At 60.4% G+C, this 16,684-nt stretch carries 14 protein-coding genes; all 14 read left to right on the top strand.

Annotated features, from left to right (window positions below; translation table 11 throughout):
- Positions 1-25: 25 nt before the first annotated feature.
- Positions 26-772, top strand: a complete 747-nt coding sequence (gene uppS, locus B0B52_RS17700; RefSeq protein WP_077594988.1) for a polyprenyl diphosphate synthase — start codon at positions 26-28, stop codon at positions 770-772.
- Complete coding sequence (locus B0B52_RS17695) at positions 772-1,608, top strand: CDP-archaeol synthase (protein WP_077594987.1); 837 nt, start codon at positions 772-774, stop codon at positions 1,606-1,608. The genes uppS and B0B52_RS17695 overlap by 1 nt, the downstream gene beginning before the upstream one ends.
- Positions 1,609-1,618: 10 nt before the next feature.
- On the top strand, positions 1,619-2,806 hold the full coding sequence (gene ispC / locus B0B52_RS17690) for a 1-deoxy-D-xylulose-5-phosphate reductoisomerase (protein WP_254425748.1): 1,188 nt from the start codon (positions 1,619-1,621) through the stop codon (positions 2,804-2,806).
- A gap of 13 nt (positions 2,807-2,819) precedes the next feature.
- On the top strand, positions 2,820-4,175 hold the full coding sequence (rseP, locus tag B0B52_RS17685; protein WP_077594986.1) for an RIP metalloprotease RseP: 1,356 nt from the start codon (positions 2,820-2,822) through the stop codon (positions 4,173-4,175).
- A 13-nt stretch (positions 4,176-4,188) separates the two neighbouring features.
- A complete protein-coding gene (bamA, locus tag B0B52_RS17680; RefSeq protein ID WP_077594985.1) occupies positions 4,189-6,495 on the top strand; it encodes an outer membrane protein assembly factor BamA in 2,307 nt (768 codons plus the stop codon).
- Positions 6,495-7,001, top strand: a complete 507-nt coding sequence (locus tag B0B52_RS17675; RefSeq protein ID WP_077594984.1) for an OmpH family outer membrane protein — start codon at positions 6,495-6,497, stop codon at positions 6,999-7,001. The genes bamA and B0B52_RS17675 overlap by 1 nt, the downstream gene beginning before the upstream one ends.
- Before the next feature lie 23 nt (positions 7,002-7,024).
- On the top strand, positions 7,025-8,092 hold the full coding sequence (gene lpxD, locus B0B52_RS17670; RefSeq protein ID WP_077594983.1) for a UDP-3-O-(3-hydroxymyristoyl)glucosamine N-acyltransferase: 1,068 nt from the start codon (positions 7,025-7,027) through the stop codon (positions 8,090-8,092).
- Positions 8,089-8,529: a 3-hydroxyacyl-ACP dehydratase FabZ gene (gene fabZ, locus B0B52_RS17665; protein ID WP_077594982.1), complete on the top strand. Its 441-nt coding sequence runs from the start codon at positions 8,089-8,091 to the stop codon at positions 8,527-8,529. The genes lpxD and fabZ overlap by 4 nt, the downstream gene beginning before the upstream one ends.
- Before the next feature lie 155 nt (positions 8,530-8,684).
- Positions 8,685-9,479: an acyl-ACP--UDP-N-acetylglucosamine O-acyltransferase gene (gene lpxA / locus B0B52_RS17660; RefSeq protein WP_077594981.1), complete on the top strand. Its 795-nt coding sequence runs from the start codon at positions 8,685-8,687 to the stop codon at positions 9,477-9,479.
- Between the two features lie 84 nt (positions 9,480-9,563).
- Positions 9,564-10,694, top strand: a complete 1,131-nt coding sequence (gene lpxB / locus B0B52_RS17655; protein ID WP_077595049.1) for a lipid-A-disaccharide synthase — start codon at positions 9,564-9,566, stop codon at positions 10,692-10,694.
- Positions 10,666-11,283, top strand: a complete 618-nt coding sequence (gene rnhB / locus B0B52_RS17650; RefSeq protein ID WP_077594980.1) for a ribonuclease HII — start codon at positions 10,666-10,668, stop codon at positions 11,281-11,283. The genes lpxB and rnhB overlap by 29 nt, the downstream gene beginning before the upstream one ends.
- Positions 11,280-12,068 (top strand): RNA methyltransferase, encoded by a 789-nt coding sequence (locus B0B52_RS17645; protein ID WP_254425747.1) that lies wholly within the window; start codon positions 11,280-11,282, stop codon positions 12,066-12,068. Before rnhB ends, B0B52_RS17645 begins: the two co-directional genes overlap by 4 nt.
- Before the next feature lie 188 nt (positions 12,069-12,256).
- Complete coding sequence (gene carA / locus B0B52_RS17640) at positions 12,257-13,438, top strand: glutamine-hydrolyzing carbamoyl-phosphate synthase small subunit (protein ID WP_077594978.1); 1,182 nt, start codon at positions 12,257-12,259, stop codon at positions 13,436-13,438.
- Positions 13,431-16,661, top strand: coding sequence for a carbamoyl-phosphate synthase large subunit (carB, locus tag B0B52_RS17635; RefSeq protein WP_077594977.1), 3,231 nt, complete (start codon positions 13,431-13,433; stop codon positions 16,659-16,661). The genes carA and carB overlap by 8 nt, the downstream gene beginning before the upstream one ends.
- Positions 16,662-16,684: the final 23 nt, after the last annotated feature.

Genomic DNA, 16,684 nt, shown 5'->3' with positions numbered 1-16,684 from the left:
CCGCCGCAACGGCCTGATTATTGACATGGCCAAAACAAATTCCACCGTTGTTCCGCACCACGTTGCCATTGTGATGGATGGCAATGGCCGATGGGCAACGCGCCGCTTCCTGCCGCGTATTGCCGGACACAAGCAGGGCGTGAGTGCGCTCAACCGGTGCGTACAGGCCTGCATGGAGCGTGGCATTGGTGTGCTGACCGTGTTTGCGTTTTCTTCCGAAAACTGGAACCGGCCCCCGGAGGAAGTCTCCGGGCTGATGGAGCTGCTTGGGTTGTCGCTGGCGCGGGAAGTGCCTTCGCTCAAGGCCAATGGCGTGCAGCTACATTTTGTCGGTGACAGGCAGCGCCTGTCCGACAAGTTCAGGGCTGGACTGACGCAGGCCGAGCAGGCCACCGAAGGCAATCAGCGTCTTGTTCTCAACGTGTGTTTCAACTATGGCGGCCGATGGGACATCGCCCAGGCGGCACGCAAGCTCGCTGCTGAAGGCCAGGAAATCACGGAAATGGCGCTGGACCGCGCGCTCGCGCTGGCCCATGTGCCGGACCCAGACCTCGTCATTCGCACCGGCGGCGAGCTGCGCATCAGCAACTTCCTGCTCTGGCAAGCCGCTTACTCCGAATTCCATTTTTCCGACAAGCTCTGGCCTGATTTTGACGACGCGGCGCTCGATGAAGCCATCGCTGTCTACCGCAGCCGCGAGAGGCGCTTCGGGCAGACTTCCGCGCAGCTTGCGCCGGAGTCCGCCGGAGACTCCACCATGAAGGCTGCCTGATGCTCAAGCAACGTGTCATCACCGCGCTTGTCATGCTGGCCATCCTGCTGCCAGCGCTGTTTTATCGCACCCCGGTGCCATTCGCCCTGGTGGCCTTGGTGCTGATTGCAGCCGGTGCGTGGGAATGGGCTCGTCTTAATGGTTACAGCCAGCTCAGCGCGCTGCTGGCCGGTTTTGTCTGCGTGGTGCTGTGCGGCATGTCCTGGGACCTGGGCCTGCTCGATCAAACCCTGCCATTGCTCTGGCGCCTGGCCGGCGCCGCCTGGGTGCTGGTGGGTGCCTGGCTGCTGCGCGGTGGCGTGGCAGGGTGGTCGCGCATTCCGCGGGTTGTGCGCCTGGTCGGCGGCGTGCTGGCACTCTGGCTTGCGTGGCTGGCTGTGGCGCAGGCACGCTTCATCGGCATCGAGTTCCTGTTGTCGGTACTGCTGGTGGTCTGGGTTGCCGACATCGGCGCTTATTTTGCCGGCAAGGGACTGGGCGGACGCTTCAGCAAGAGCAAGCTGGCCCCGGCGATCAGCCCCGGCAAGAGCTGGGAAGGTGTCTGGGGCGGCATGGCCGGTGTGCTGGTGTTGTGCATTGTCTGGCTGTTGCTGGACACGACCGGAGAAAGTTTGTATGCCCGCCTGGTTGCGCAGCACGGCCTGGCGCTGACATTGCTGTCCATGGTGTTCCTGGCCACCCTCAGTGTGGTCGGTGACCTTGTCGAATCGCTGATCAAGCGCAGCGCGGGCGCGAAGGATTCCAGCGGCCTCCTGCCTGGCCACGGCGGCGTGCTCGACCGCGTCGATGCGCTCATGCCCGTGCTGCCGCTGGTCATGATGCTGCTGACGGTCTAACCTGAATCGCATGACACCCATGAAACAACGCGTCACGGTGTTGGGCTCTACCGGCTCGGTTGGGGTCAATACGCTGGATGTCATCGCTCGCCACCCTGAACGCTTTGAGGTGTTTGCCCTCAGCGCGGCTACCCAAACCGAATTGCTGCTGGCGCAATGCGCGCAGTTCAAGCCCCAATATGCCGTGATGGCCAGTGAGCCGCATGCCCGCTTACTGGCGGAAAAAATCAAGGCAAATCAGCTTCCAGTCCAGGTTTTATGGGCGCAAGATGCTCTCGAAATGATAGCGTCGCACGAACTGGTGGATACCGTCATGGCGGCCATTGTGGGTGCAGCGGGTCTGGCGCCGTGCATTGCTGCGGCAAGGTCCGGTAAACGGCTGTTGCTTGCCAACAAGGAGGCATTGGTGGTTGGGGGCGAGGTGTTTATGCAGGCGGTTCATGAAGGCGGCGCCCGATTGCTTCCGATTGACAGCGAACATTCGGCCATTTTTCAGTCATTACCCGAAGACCCGGCGGTTTGGCCCCGGCGCATTGAAAAAATCATGCTGACCTCGTCGGGCGGTCCTTTTCGTGCCCGTGATCCGGTAACTTTGCGTGACGTAACGCCCGAGCAGGCCTGCTCGCACCCCAATTTTTCGATGGGTCGCAAGATTTCGGTGGATTCGGCCACGATGATGAACAAGGCTTTGGAGGTGATCGAGGCCAAGTACCTGTTTGGTGTCGTGCCGGAGCAGATCGAGGTGGTGATTCATCCGCAGCAAATCATCCATTCGATGGTGCAGTTCCATGATGCATCGGTGATGGCCCAGCTGGGTACGCCGGATATGCGGGTGCCGATTGCTTATGGTCTGTCCTGGCCAGAGCGGATCGAAAGCGGCACGGCACGCCTGGACTTCGCCCGGATGGCCGCCATGACCTTCGAGGTCCCGGACTTTCAGCGTTTCCCCTGCTTGCCGTTGGCTTGGGAGAGTTTGCGTGCACCGCCCGGTACTTGCGTGGTGCTGAATGCCGCTAATGAAATAGCGGTGGCAGCCTTTCTTGAAAAACGCATTCGTTTCGACCAGATCCACGCAGTAAACCGTGGAACCCTGGATACTGTGAACGCCTCTGAAATTCGCGGGATAGGGGACTTGCTGGCGCTGGACGCCGAATCCCGCGCTGCAGCCATCAAAATCGCCGGAAATCTGGCGACTTGACAGGAGTTTTGCCATGCTGACCTTGGTCGCCTTTGTTGTTGCCCTGGGAGTTCTGATTGCCGTCCACGAGTATGGCCACTACCGCGTGGCTGTGGCCTGCGGTATCAAGGTTCTGAAGTTTTCCGTCGGCTTCGGCAAGCCCATTTACACGTGGCGGATCAGGAACCGGTCGACCGAGTTTTCCATCGGCCTGCTGCCTCTGGGTGGTTACGTCAAGATGCTCGATGAACGGGAAGGCCCGGTTGACCCGTCAGAGCGGCACCTGGCTTTCAACACGCAGTCTTTGCGTTCGCGCGCTGCGGTGGTCGCTGCGGGGCCGGTTGCCAACCTGCTGCTGGCGATCGTCCTGTATGCCGTCGTCAACTGGAGCGGTTTGCAGGAGCCCGAAGCCGTTCTGGCCAGTCCCGTGGCGGGTTCCATCGCCGAGCGCGCGGGCCTGCACGGTGGGGAACGGGTGCAGCAAGCGGCTTTTGACGGAGAGCCTTTGCAGGACGTTCGATCTTTCGAGGACCTGCGATGGCTGTTGACCCAAGGCGCGCTGAACAGCCGCGACGTCCGGTTGGCGATCTCCTCCAGCGCCACTACAGCTGGGGCAGCGGCGCGAGAACTGGTGTTGCCGCTGGGCCAGCTCCAGGCCGCCGATGCCGATGCGCAGCTATTTAGAAAAATCGGCATCATCGGCCCCTGGACCGAGCCGCTGATCGGCGAGCTGATGGCTGGCGGCGCCGCCGAGAAATCTGGTCTTCGCAGCGGCGATCTGGTGTCTCGCATTGGCAGTCTGGCCATCATCGACGGCCCGCAACTGCGTGAAATCATCCGGGCTTCCAGCGGAACCCAAACCTGGTACATCGTGCGGGACGGGCGGGCGATGGACTTGCCGGTCACGCCAGAGATCAGGCAGGAGGACGGCCGGTCGATCGCCCGCATTGGCGCCTATGTCGGCGCGCCGCCCGCCATGGTCACGGTGCGGTATGGGCCGCTTGACGGCCTCTGGAGTGCCGCCGTCCGTACCTGGCAGGTCTCTGTGCTCACACTGAAAATGATGGGCAAGATGGTCATTGGCGAGGCCTCTCTGAAAAACCTCAGCGGCCCGCTGACGATTGCCGACTACGCCGGCAAGTCGGCAAGCATCGGTTGGACCGCCTATCTGCTGTTTCTGGCGCTGATCAGCGTCAGCCTGGGCGTGCTCAATTTACTGCCACTGCCGGTTTTGGACGGGGGGCACCTGATGTATTATCTTTGGGAGGCGATTACCGGCAAAAGCGTGTCTGACGCGTGGATGGACCGGTTGCAGCGCGGAGGCGTTGCAATCCTGCTGGGCATGATGTCAGTTGCCCTGTTTAACGATGTCTCGCGGCTTTTGGGTTAACTCCATACTTTTCATGCAAAAACAAATCAAACGATTCAAGGTTCGCAGCGTTTCTGCGGTCGTGGCCAGTTTTCTGATAGCGCATGCCGCCTGGGCGGTGGATCCTTTTACAGTGCGCGATATTCGCGTTGAAGGCCTGCAGCGGGTTGAGCCTGGAACCATTTTTGCCTCGTTGCCTTTTCGCGTGGGCGAAACCTATACCGATGACAAGGGCGCCGGCGCGATTCGCGCACTGTTTGGTCTGGGCTTGTTCAAGGATGTACGGCTGGAAGTCAGTGGTGACGTACTGGTGGTGATTGTCGAGGAGCGCCCAACAGTGGCCGACGTGGACTTCGTCGGCGCCAAAGAGTTTGACAAGGAAGTGCTGAAGAAAGCCCTGCGCGAGATCGGCTTGGCCGACGGCCGGCCCTTCGACAAGGCCCTGGCTGACCGGGCGGAGCAGGAACTCAAGCGCCAGTACATCAACCGCAGTCTGTACGGCGCCGAGGTGCTGACCACCGTGACACCGATCGAGCGCAACCGGGTCAATGTGACCTTCAGCGTCGTCGAAGGCGATGTCGCCAAGATCAAGGAAATCCGCATCGTTGGAAACAAGGCTTTCAGCGAGTCAACATTGAGAAACCTGTTTGACTTGGATACCGGCGGCTGGCTCAGCTGGTACACCAAGTCTGACCGTTACTCTCGCGCCAAGTTCAATGCCGATATTGAGACCTTGCGTTCCTATTATTTGACTCGGGGCTATCTCGAGTTCAAGGTTGACTCCACCCAGGTCGCCATATCGCCAAACAAGCAAGATATTTCCTTGACGCTCAACATCACAGAAGGTGAGCGTTTTACTGTGTCCGGTGTCAAGCTGGAAGGTAATTATCTTGAGCGTGAGGAAGAGTTCAAGACTCTGGTGACCATCAAACCCGGTGAGGCTTACAACGCCGACCAGGTCGCGCAAACCGTCAAGGCGTTTACCGAGTATTTCGGCAGTTTCGGCTACGCGTTCGCTAAGGTGGAAGCCCGCCCTGAAATTGACCGCACCAATAACAGGGTGGCATTTGTCCTGCAGGGCGAACCTTCCCGTCGGGCCTATGTGCGCCGCATCAATGTCAGCGGGAACAATCGTACACGTGATGAAGTGGTCCGCCGCGAATTCAGGCAGTTTGAAGCTTCGTGGTATGACGGTGACAAGATCCGCCTCTCGCGAGACCGCGTGGATCGTCTGGGCTATTTCACCGAAGTCAACATTGACACGCAAGAAGTTCCCGGCACAACCGATCAGGTGGACCTGAATATGGCCGTGGTCGAAAAACCAACAGGAAATCTTCAATTGGGTGCGGGCTATTCCAGCGCCGACAAGGTGTCGCTTTCTTTTGGTTTCAAGCAGGAAAACGCCTTTGGTACGGGCAACTACCTTGGCCTTGAAGTTAATACCGGAAAATACAACCGGCAGCTCGTCGTGAGCACGGTCGACCCCTATTTCACGGCAGATGGCATTTCCCGGACGATTGACGTCTATACGCGCACATCCCGGCCTTACGACAGCCAGAAGGGTACGTTTGGTGCTGATTACGCGCTTAAAACAACCGGCGCAAGCATTCGGTTCGGCGTGCCTTTCAGCGAAGTTGATACGGTTTACTTCGGTGCTGGGGTGGAGCAAATCGATATTTCGGGAACCAATCTGCCGGTGGTCTACCAAGACTACACCCGTACTTTTGGCGCCAAAAGTAACACCTTTCCTTTAACAATAGGCTGGTCGCGTGATGAACGCGACAGCGCATTGGTCCCCACAAGCGGGCGTTTCCAGCGGGTATACGGCGACTGGGGCGTACTGGGCGACGCCAGATTCCTGCGTAGCAACTACCAGTTCCAGCAGTACATTCCGCTGAACAAGCAGTTCACCATTGCCGTGAACACCGAGCTAGGTTGGGGCAAGGGGCTCAATGGACAGCCATTCCCGGTGTTCAAGAACTCCTACTCAGGTGGTTTGGGTTCAGTCCGGGGTTTTGAGCCTGGTTCACTTGGGCCACGCGACTCCCAGGGCAACTCCATCGGCGGCCCGAAAAAAATCACGCTCAATGCCGAATTGCTGGCTCCCTTCCCTGGCGCCGGCAATGACAGGACATTGCGGTTGTTTGGTTTTGTGGACGCAGGCAATGTGTTTGGCGAGAACGAAAAATACAACCTTCGCGAGCTTCGAGCCTCCACCGGTATAGGTGTCAGCTGGATTTCTCCGCTGGGGCCGCTGCGCCTGGCATTCGCCCATCCCGTGAAGAAGAAGCCGGGGGATAAAATCCAGAGATTGCAATTTCAGATTGGTACATCGTTCTAATGAAACATCTTTCATACAAGTTTCTTCTGGCTGCCGTCATGGCACTTGTCACTTTCGCTGCGGGTGCGCAGGAGTTCAAGGTCGGCATCGTCAATATTGACCGGATCTTCCGCGAGGCCAATAGCGCCAAGGCGGCGCAAGCCAAGCTGGAGCAGGAGTTCGGCAAGCGGGAGAAGGAACTTACCGACCTTGGCACGCAGCTCAAGTCGCTAGCGGATAAATTTGACCGTGAGGCACCGACACTTGCTGAAAGCCAGCGTGCCACGCGCCAGAAGCAGCTGGTGGAACAGGACCGCGAATTCCAGCGCAAGCGCCGTGAATTCCAGGAAGACCTCAATGCACGGAAAAATGAAGAACTGCAACAGGTCATTGAACGCGCGAACAAAGTTGTTAAGGCCGTTGCCGAGGCCGAAAAATACGATCTGGTGTTGCAGGAAGCGGTTTATGCCAATCCCAAGCATGACATCACCGACAAGGTCATCAAGGCACTCAACGCCGCCCGATAGGCGCTCACACGGACAAGCCAGGTGTGACGCTTAGACTCGGGGACATTGTTGCGTCGCTCGCCGGCGAATTTGACGCCCGGCTGGTGGGGAATCCGGATGTCCTCATTGAAAGGCTCGCCCCGCTCGAATCGGCCGGAGCCGCCGAACTCACTTTTCTAAGTCATCCCAAGTACCAGGCTAAGCTCGGCCAGTCCGCTGCGGCCTGCGTGGTGGTGGGCCCGGGAGCTGCAGAACCCGCCATGCAGCGCGGGGCCTGCATCATCGTCGATGACCCCTACTTGTACTTTGCCCGTATCACCCAGTTCTGGAAGCAGCGCCACCAGCCACTTCATACGCCCGGTGTACACCCCAGTGCCTTCATCGACCCCCTGGCAAAGCTGGCGCCCGACGTGACGGTTGGGGCTTTTTCGAGCGTGGGTTCCCATGCGGTATTGGGCTCAGGCGTCCGTGTGGGTGCGCATGGCGTGATCGGTAATGATGTTCGAATCGGTACAGACACCCATCTGTCGGCCCGTGTGACCGTGGCAGACGGGTGTTCTCTCGGGGCGCGCTGTATCGTGCATCCCGGCGCCGTGATCGGTGCCGATGGCTTTGGTTTTGCGCCGCATGAAGGCCGCTGGGAGAAAATTGAACAGCTGGGGGTAGTGCGCATTGGCAACGACGTGGAGATTGGTGCCAACACCTGCATTGACCGGGGTTCGCTGCAGGACACGGTGATCGAAGACGGCGTCAAGCTGGACAACCTGGTGCAGATCGGCCATAACGTGCGGATAGGGCGGCATTCGGCCCTCGCAGGCTGTGCGGGAGTGGCGGGCAGTGCCATCATCGGCGCCCATTGCACCGTGGGCGGCGGTGCTGTGGTGCTGGGGCATTTGAGCCTTGCTGATCATGTGCATGTTTCGGCTGCTTCGGTGGTAACGCGGTCGATTCACAAGCCGGGGCATTACACCGGGCTGTTTCCCATCGACGACAATGCACAGTGGGAAAAAAATGCAGCCACGCTCAAGCAGCTTCACGCTTTGCGTGAACGCCTCAAATTGCTCGAGCAAACGACTGAAAAAGCCTCTGGAAAGACCGAAGAAAAATCATGATGGACATTCACCAAATTCTCAAGCAACTCCCGCACCGTTTCCCCTTTCTGCTGGTGGATCGTGTGCTTGAGCTCGACAAGGGCAAACGCATCAAGGCTCTGAAAAATGTCACGATCAACGAGCCTTTTTTCACCGGGCACTTTCCGCACAGGCCAGTGATGCCGGGCGTGCTGATGCTTGAAGCCATGGCCCAGGTAGCAGCTTTGCTGGCTTTCGATATGCAGGGTGTGACACCCGATGACAAGACGGTGTATTACTTTGCCGGAATCGACGGCGCGCGTTTCAAGCGGCCGGTGGAGCCAGGTGACCAGTTGATCATGGAGCTGACACTGGACCGGCTGAAGGCCGGCGTATTCAAGTTCAAGGGAACGGCGCATGTCGAGGGCAACATGGTCTGTGAGGCCGAACTCATGTGCACCATGCGCACTATTGCTTGAATGGCCCCCACGCTTTTCGCTTCGCGTAATGCGCTGCCCCCCGAGGGGGCCGCTGCGCCTGCGGCCCGGCAAAGCCGGTTCCGCGGCCCCGGCTTGAAGGGGAGTTTGCCCGCAGTGCCGCTGGCCCATGTCTTCGCTGCACAGTACATTTTTTCATGACCACCATTCATTCCACAGCGCTGGTTGACCCCCAGGCCCAGCTCGACAGTAGCGTCAGCGTTGGGCCCTATACCGTCATCGGCCCGAACGTCAAGGTTGCCGCCGGCACCACCATAGGCGCGCACTGCGTCATCGAAGGCCACACGACGATAGGACGTGATAACCGCATTTTTCAGTTCAATTCGCTGGGTGCGATTCCGCAGGACAAGAAGTATGCCGGCGAGCCTGGCGAGCTGGTGATCGGCGACCGCAACACCATTCGCGAGTTTTGCACTTTCAATATCGGCACGCCTGGCGGCGGCGGGGTGACCAGGCTGGGCAACGACAACTGGATGATGGCGTACGTGCACCTGGCGCACGATTGCCTGGTGGGCAACAACACCACCTTCGCCAATAACTCGCAACTGGCCGGTCACGTGACGGTCGACGACTGGGTGATTCTTGGCGGCTTTACCGTGGTCCACCAGTTTGTGCGGATCGGCGCGCACAGCATGACGGCCATGTGTTCGTTGCTGTTTGCCGATTTGCCGCCTTTTGTGATGTGCCAGGGGCAGCCCGCCGAGGCGCGTTCGATGAATTTTGAGGGCCTGCGCCGGCGGGGGTTCTCTCCCGAGCGCATTGCCGCGGTGAAGGCCATGCACAAGGCTCTGTACCGTGAGGACTTGCCCCTGGACACGGCTCAGACGCAGATTGCTGGTCTGAGCGAAAAGTACCCTGAGTCCGTTCCGGACGTGCAGATGATGCTCTCATTTTTGCAGCAGACCACACCGCAGCGCGGTATCGTCCGGTAGGCGCTGATGTCTCTGGTGTCAACCCCTCTGCCCAGCCGTCCTGAGGCGGGTGGGCCCGCTGCGCAGCACGCACCCGACATGGTGATGGTGGCTGGCGAAACTTCCGGGGATTTGCTCGCCAGCTTGCTGCTTGACGGTTTTCGCACGCGCTGGCCGGGTCTGCGGGTCAGTGGCATAGGCGGGCCCCAGATGGTGAGCCGGGGTTTTGAGGCCTTGTGGCCCAGTGAAAAACTGGCGGTGCGCGGGTATGTCGAGGTGCTACGGCACTACCGGGAAATTGTCGGCATTCGCAGGCAATTAAAGGAAAAACTGCTGCAGCAACGCCCCGACGTTTTTATTGGGGTGGATGCCCCCGACTTCAACCTCGACCTGGAGGTTGACCTCAAGGCGGTCGGCATCCGCACCGTGCATTTCATCAGCCCGTCGGTCTGGGCCTGGCGTGCTGATCGGGTGGAAAAAATCCGCCGCAGTGTTGATCACGTTTTGTGCATTTTTCCTTTTGAGCCGGCCTTGCTGGCGCAGCACGGTATTGCCGCCACCTACGTGGGCCACCCGCTGGCCAGCATGATCCCGATGCAGCCCAATCGATTGCAGGCTCGCCAGCAGCTGGGGTTGCAGGCCGACGACCTGGTGCTGGCGGTGTTGCCGGGCAGCCGGCGTTCCGAGATCCAGTACCTGGCTGACCGGTTCTTTCAGGCTGCAGTCCTTGTCAGGCGGTCGCATCCAGCTATCAAAATAATAGTTCCCGCCGTGCCCGCCCTGCGCGAACTCATCGCCCAGGCGGTGAGGGCGGCCGGCATGCAGGATGATGTGCAGATTGTTGCCGGGCAATCCCACGCAGTGCTGGCGGCCTGCGACGTCACCCTGATTGCCAGCGGCACCGCAACGCTGGAGGCGGCGCTGTTCAAGCGGCCCATGGTGATCGCCTACAACATGAACTGGCTGTCCTGGCAGATCATGCGCCGCAAGAAGCTGCAGCCCTGGGTCGGTCTGCCCAACATTCTGTGCCGCGATTTTGTGGTGCCCGAACTGCTGCAGGACGCTGCCACGCCAAAAGCGCTGGCCGATGCTGTTTTGCAGTGGATAGATGCGAAAATCTCCGCACCCGAAAAAATTGCCGCCGTCGAACAACGATTCAGCCAGCTGCACCAAGAGTTGCAGCGCGATACCGCCCAACTAGCCACCGATGCGATCCAGAACATTCTTGAAAGCTGAGCAGGTCACCCTGTCCTGGGACACCCCCGGCCTGTGGGCCGGTGTCGACGAGGCCGGGCGTGGGCCGCTGGCCGGCCCGGTGGTGGCGGCTGCGGTGATCCTGGACGACCTCAAGCCCATCAAGGGCCTGGCCGATTCCAAGGTGCTGACGGCACTGCGCCGGGAAAAGCTTTACGACGAAATCCTCGCCAAGGCCCTGTGCTGCTCGATCGCCCAGGCCAGCGTGGAAGAAATCGACAGCCTCAATATTCTGCAGGCCACGATGCTGGCGATGAAACGTGCCGTGGAGGGTTTGCGCCTGAAGCCGGTGAAGGTGCTGGTCGATGGCAATCGCCTGCCGGTGCTCAGCATGCTGGCGGAAGCGATCGTCAAAGGCGATGCGTTGGTGCCATCAATTTCCGCCGCGTCCATTCTGGCCAAAGTCCATCGGGACCGCTGGTGCGAGCAATTCCACCTTGAGTATCCGCAATACGGCTTCGCCGGCCACAAAGGCTACGGCACGGCCGAGCACCTGGCGGCCTTGCGCGAGCACGGCGCATGCCCGCAGCATCGCCGTTCCTTCAGCCCGGTGGCCGAGGTTCTGCGTTGAGTGCTGCGTCGGCAGCCCCCGTCTTTGTCACATCGCGCGACAACGCCCTGGTCAAGGAGCTGCGCAGGCTGTCGCAGGACAGCACGGCCTACCGCAAGCAGGGGCGGGTCTGGCTGGAAGGCGACCATTTGTGCCGTGCGGCGCTGGCGCGCGGCCTGAAACCGCAGATTGCCGTTTTTTCCGAATCATTCTGGCCTGTAGCCCCTGTCGAATGGGCACAGTCCGCTATCAAAACCATAGTCATTTCGGATGCCTTGCTGCCCGACATCAGTGGCCTGGAATCTCCGGCGCGCATGGGGTTTGTGCTGGATCTGCCGGCACCTGCTGCCTTGTTGCCCGGCGCAGCCTCGCTGATCCTGGACCGCGTGCAGGACGCCGGCAACGTCGGCTCCATGCTGCGCAGCGCTGCGGCCTTCGGTTTCAGCCAGGTGATTGCGCTCAAGGGCACGGCTGCGCTCTGGTCGCCCAAGGTGCTGCGCGCCGGCATGGGTGCGCATTTTTCGCTGCAGCTGCTGGAGGCGGTGGAGCCGCAGGCGCTGGACGCACTGACAGTACCCATCCTCGTAACCAGTTCACACGATGGCGGCTCTTTGCACCAGCAAAGCCTGCCCATGCCCTGCGCCTGGGCCATGGGGCACGAGGGGCAGGGCGTCGGCGACGAGCTGATGGCGAGAGCCCGCCTGAAGGTGCGCATTGACCAGCCCGGCGGAGAGGAGTCGCTCAATGTTGCCGCTGCCGCAGCGATCTGCCTGTACGCTAGCTCCTTGGCAACGCAACCGGGCTGAAGTAGGGGGGCATGTCTTAAATGCATAAAGACCTTCGCTTCCTCAAGCTATAATCAAGGGCTTTTCAAAACACAGCTTCGCCCGAGCGCACACCAAGCCAACACCCTCACAAAAGCAGCCCGCAAGAGTCTTGACCGAGACGTTTCTTGTGCACGCTTGGGCGAACCGTAACCAATCCGGAGAACCCAGTGCTTTTGTCTCTACAGGGAAATACCCCGCACGCCATCCTGGCGCTCGCAGACGGCACGGTCTTTATCGGCAATTCCATCGGAGCCGCGGGCTCCACGGTCGGTGAGGTGGTGTTCAACACCGCCATGACCGGCTACCAGGAAATCCTCACGGATCCCAGCTACTGCCAGCAGATCGTCACCCTCACGTACCCCCACATCGGTAACTACGGCATCAGTGCCGAGGATGTGGAAGCCGACAAGGTCCATGCAGCCGGCCTGATCATCAAGGACCTGCCGCTGATCGCGTCGAACTTCCGCAGCACCATGACCCTGTCCGAGTACCTGGTCAGGGAAAAAACGGTGGCGATTGCCAACATCGACACGCGCCAGCTCACCCGCATGCTGCGTACCAAGGGCGCGCAGAACGGCTGTATCCTGGCCCTGCCGCTGGGCGAGGCAGTGTCGCCGGAAGCGATTGAGAAAGCCGTGGCCGCTGCCCGCGGCGTGCCCAGCATGGCTGGCCTGGACCTGGCCAAGGTCGTCTCCTGCAAGCAGGCCTACGAATGGACCCAGACCGAGTGGAAGCTGGGCTCGGGTTACGGTGTGCAGATCACGCCGAAATTTCACGTGGTGGCGTTTGACTTCGGTGTGAAGAAAAACATCCTGCGCATGATGGCCGCGCGTGGCGCGCGCATCACCGTGGTGCCGGCACAAACCCCTGCGGCCGACGTGCTCAAGCTCAAGCCTGACGGCATCTTCCTGGCCAATGGCCCCGGAGATCCCGAGCCCTGCGACTACGCGATCACAGCCGTGCGCGAGCTGATCGAAACCGGCATCCCGACCTTCGGCATCTGCCTGGGTCACCAGATCATGGCACTGGCCAGCGGCGCCAAAACCTTCAAGATGAAGTTCGGCCACCACGGTGCCAACCATCCGGTGAAAGACCTCGACAATGGCCGCGTCAGCATCACCAGCCAGAACCACGGTTTTGCGGTGGACGAAAAAACACTGCCGGCCAATCTGCGGCCGACCCACATCAGCCTGTTCGACGGCACGCTGCAGGGTTTGGCCCGCACTGACAAGCCGGCTTTCTGCTTCCAGGGTCACCCGGAAGCATCACCTGGCCCGCACGACATTTCGTATTTGTTTGACCGTTTCACCGCGCTGATGGAACAGGCTCAGGAGAAGAAGAATGCCTAAGCGCACAGACATCAAAAGCGTCCTCATCATCGGGGCCGGCCCCATCATCATCGGCCAGGCCTGCGAGTTCGACTACTCCGGCGTACAGGCCTGCAAGGCGCTGCGCGAAGAGGGCTACAAGGTCATCCTGATCAACAGCAATCCGGCGACCATCATGACCGACCCGGCCACGGCCGACGTCACTTACATCGAGCCCATCACCTGGCAGACAGTCGAGAAAATCATTGCCAAGGAGCGTCCCGACGCGATCCTGCCGACCATGGGTGGGCAGACCGCGCTCAACTGCGCGCTCGACTTGTGGCACAACGGCGTGCTCGACAAATACAAGGTTGAACTGATTGGCGCCACCCCGGAGGCGATCGACAAGGCCGAAGACCGGCTGAAGTTCAAGGACGCGATGACCAAGATCGGCCTGGGCTCCGCACGCTCGGGCATTGCGCACAGCATGGACGAAGCCTGGGCGGTTCAGAAAACGCTCGGTTTCCCGACCGTGATTCGCCCCAGCTTCACACTGGGCGGCACTGGCGGCGGCATTGCCTATAACTCGGAAGAGTTCGAGGTCATCTGCAAGCGCGGCCTGGAAGCCTCGCCGACCAACGAGCTGCTGATTGAAGAGTCACTGCTGGGCTGGAAAGAGTACGAGATGGAAGTGGTGCGCGACAAGGCGGACAACTGCATCATCGTCTGCTCGATTGAAAACCTGGACCCCATGGGTGTGCATACCGGCGACTCGATCACCGTGGCGCCTGCACAGACCCTGACCGACAAGGAATACCAGATTCTCCGCAATGCCTCGCTGGCCGTGTTGCGCGAGATCGGCGTGGACACCGGCGGCTCCAACGTGCAGTTCTCGATCAACCCGGTTGATGGCCGAATGGTCGTGATCGAGATGAATCCGCGTGTCTCGCGTTCCTCGGCATTGGCTTCCAAGGCCACGGGTTTCCCGATCGCCAAGGTCGCGGCCAAGTTGGCCATCGGCTACACGCTGGACGAGCTGCGCAACGAAATCACCGGTGGTGCAACGCCGGCGAGTTTCGAGCCCAGTATCGATTACGTGGTCACCAAGATTCCGCGTTTTGCCTTCGAGAAATTTCCGGCAGCCGATTCGCGCCTGACCACGCAGATGAAGTCGGTCGGCGAAGTCATGGCCATGGGCCGTACCTTCCAGGAGTCCTTCCAGAAAGCCCTGCGCGGCCTGGAAGTCGGCGTGGACGGCATGAACGAAAAAACCCAGGATCGCGAGGTGCTCGAGAAAGAACTGGGCGCGCCCGGCCCGGACCGCATCTGGTACGTCGGCGACGCTTTCGCGCTCGGCATGAGCGTTGACGAAGTGTTTGCGCTGACCAAGATCGACCCCTGGTTCCTGGTGCAGATCGAACAGATCGTCAAGATCGAACTTGAACTGGAAACCACTTCGCTGGACAAAATTGACGAACCGACACTGCGCGCACTCAAGCAAAAGGGCTTTTCGGACCGGCGCCTGGCCAAGCAGCTCAAAACCACGGACACCGCCATCCGCGAGAAGCGGCTTGAGTTGGGCGTGCGCCCGGTCTACAAACGGGTGGACACCTGCGCCGCCGAGTTTGCGACCAACACCGCCTACATGTATTCGACCTATGAAGGCGAGGGCAGCGAGTGCGAAGCCGAACCGACCGACAACAAAAAAATCATGGTGCTGGGCGGCGGGCCCAATCGCATCGGCCAGGGCATCGAGTTTGACTATTGCTGCGTGCATGCCGCGCTCGCCATGCGCGAGGATGGCTACGAGACCATCATGGTCAACTGCAACCCCGAAACCGTTTCTACCGACTATGACACCAGCGACCGCCTGTATTTCGAGCCGCTGACGCTGGAAGACGTGCTGGAAATTGTCGACAAGGAAAAACCACTGGGCGTGATCGTCCAGTACGGTGGGCAGACGCCTTTGAAACTCGCGCTGGATCTCGAGAAAAACGGCGTGCCCATCATCGGTACCTCGCCCGACATGATCGACGCGGCCGAAGACCGCGAGCGCTTCCAGAAACTGCTGCATGAGCTCAAGCTGCGTCAGCCGCCTAATGCGACGGCCCGCACCGAGCCTGAAGCGCTGGAAAAAGCCGCAGCGCTGGGTTATCCGCTGGTGGTGCGCCCCAGTTACGTGCTGGGCGGTCGTGCGATGGAAATCGTGCACGAGCAGCGCGACCTGGAGCGCTACATGCGCGAAGCCGTCAAGGTCAGCCATGACTCGCCGGTGCTGCTGGATCGCTTTCTGAACGACGCGATTGAATGTGACGTCGATTGCATCCGCGATTCGGAAGGCGTGACTTTTATCGGTGGCGTGATGGAGCACATCGAGCAAGCCGGGGTTCACAGCGGCGACTCGGCCTGTTCATTGCCGCCTTATTCACTGAATGCGGAAACGGTCACCGAGATCAAGCGCCAGACCGCGGCCATGGCCAAAGCCCTGAACGTGGTGGGGCTGATGAACGTGCAGTTCGCCATCCAGCATGTGGACGGCAAGGACGTGATCTACGTGCTCGAGGTGAACCCGCGTGCATCGCGTACTGTGCCTTTTGTCAGCAAGGCCACTGGCATCCAGCTAGCCAAGGTGGCCGCGCGCTGCATGGTGGGCCAGACGCTGGCGTCGCAGGGCATCAAAAACGAAGTGACACCGCCGTACTTCAGCGTCAAGGAAGCAGTGTTTCCTTTCGTCAAGTTCCCTGGCGTGGACACCATTCTCGGTCCCGAGATGAAGTCAACCGGCGAGGTCATGGGTGTGGGCAAGACTTTCGGCGAGGCTTTTGTGAAGTCGCAGCTCGGTGCCGGCACCAAGCTGCCGACCTCGGGCACGGTTTTCCTGACGGTCAAGAACAACGACAAGCCGCGCGCTGTGGAAGTGGCGCGTGCGCTGGCGGCGCTGAAGTTCGACATTGTTGCCACCAAGGGCACGGCCGCAGCCATCAACGCAGCCGGCATCCCCTGCGGCGTGGTCAACAAGGTCACCGAGGGCCGGCCGCATGTGGTGGACATGATCAAGAACAACGAGATTGCACTGGTCATCAACACGGTGGAAGAGCGGCGAAACGCGATTGCCGATTCGCGGCAGATCCGCACCTCGGCGTTGCTGGCCCGGGTCACCACCTACACGACCATCGCCGGCGCCGAAGCGGCGGTGGAGGGCATGAAATACCTGGACAACCTGACGGTTTATTCGGTTCAGGAACTTCACGCCCAGCTGGCCTGAAAGGCCCCCACGGTCGTTCGCTT

Origin of the sequence: Polaromonas sp. A23 (assembly GCF_002001015.1) — a bacterium.
GTDB lineage: Bacteria > Pseudomonadota > Gammaproteobacteria > Burkholderiales > Burkholderiaceae_C > Polaromonas.
This window is presented reverse-complemented; position numbering and strand designations above follow the sequence as displayed.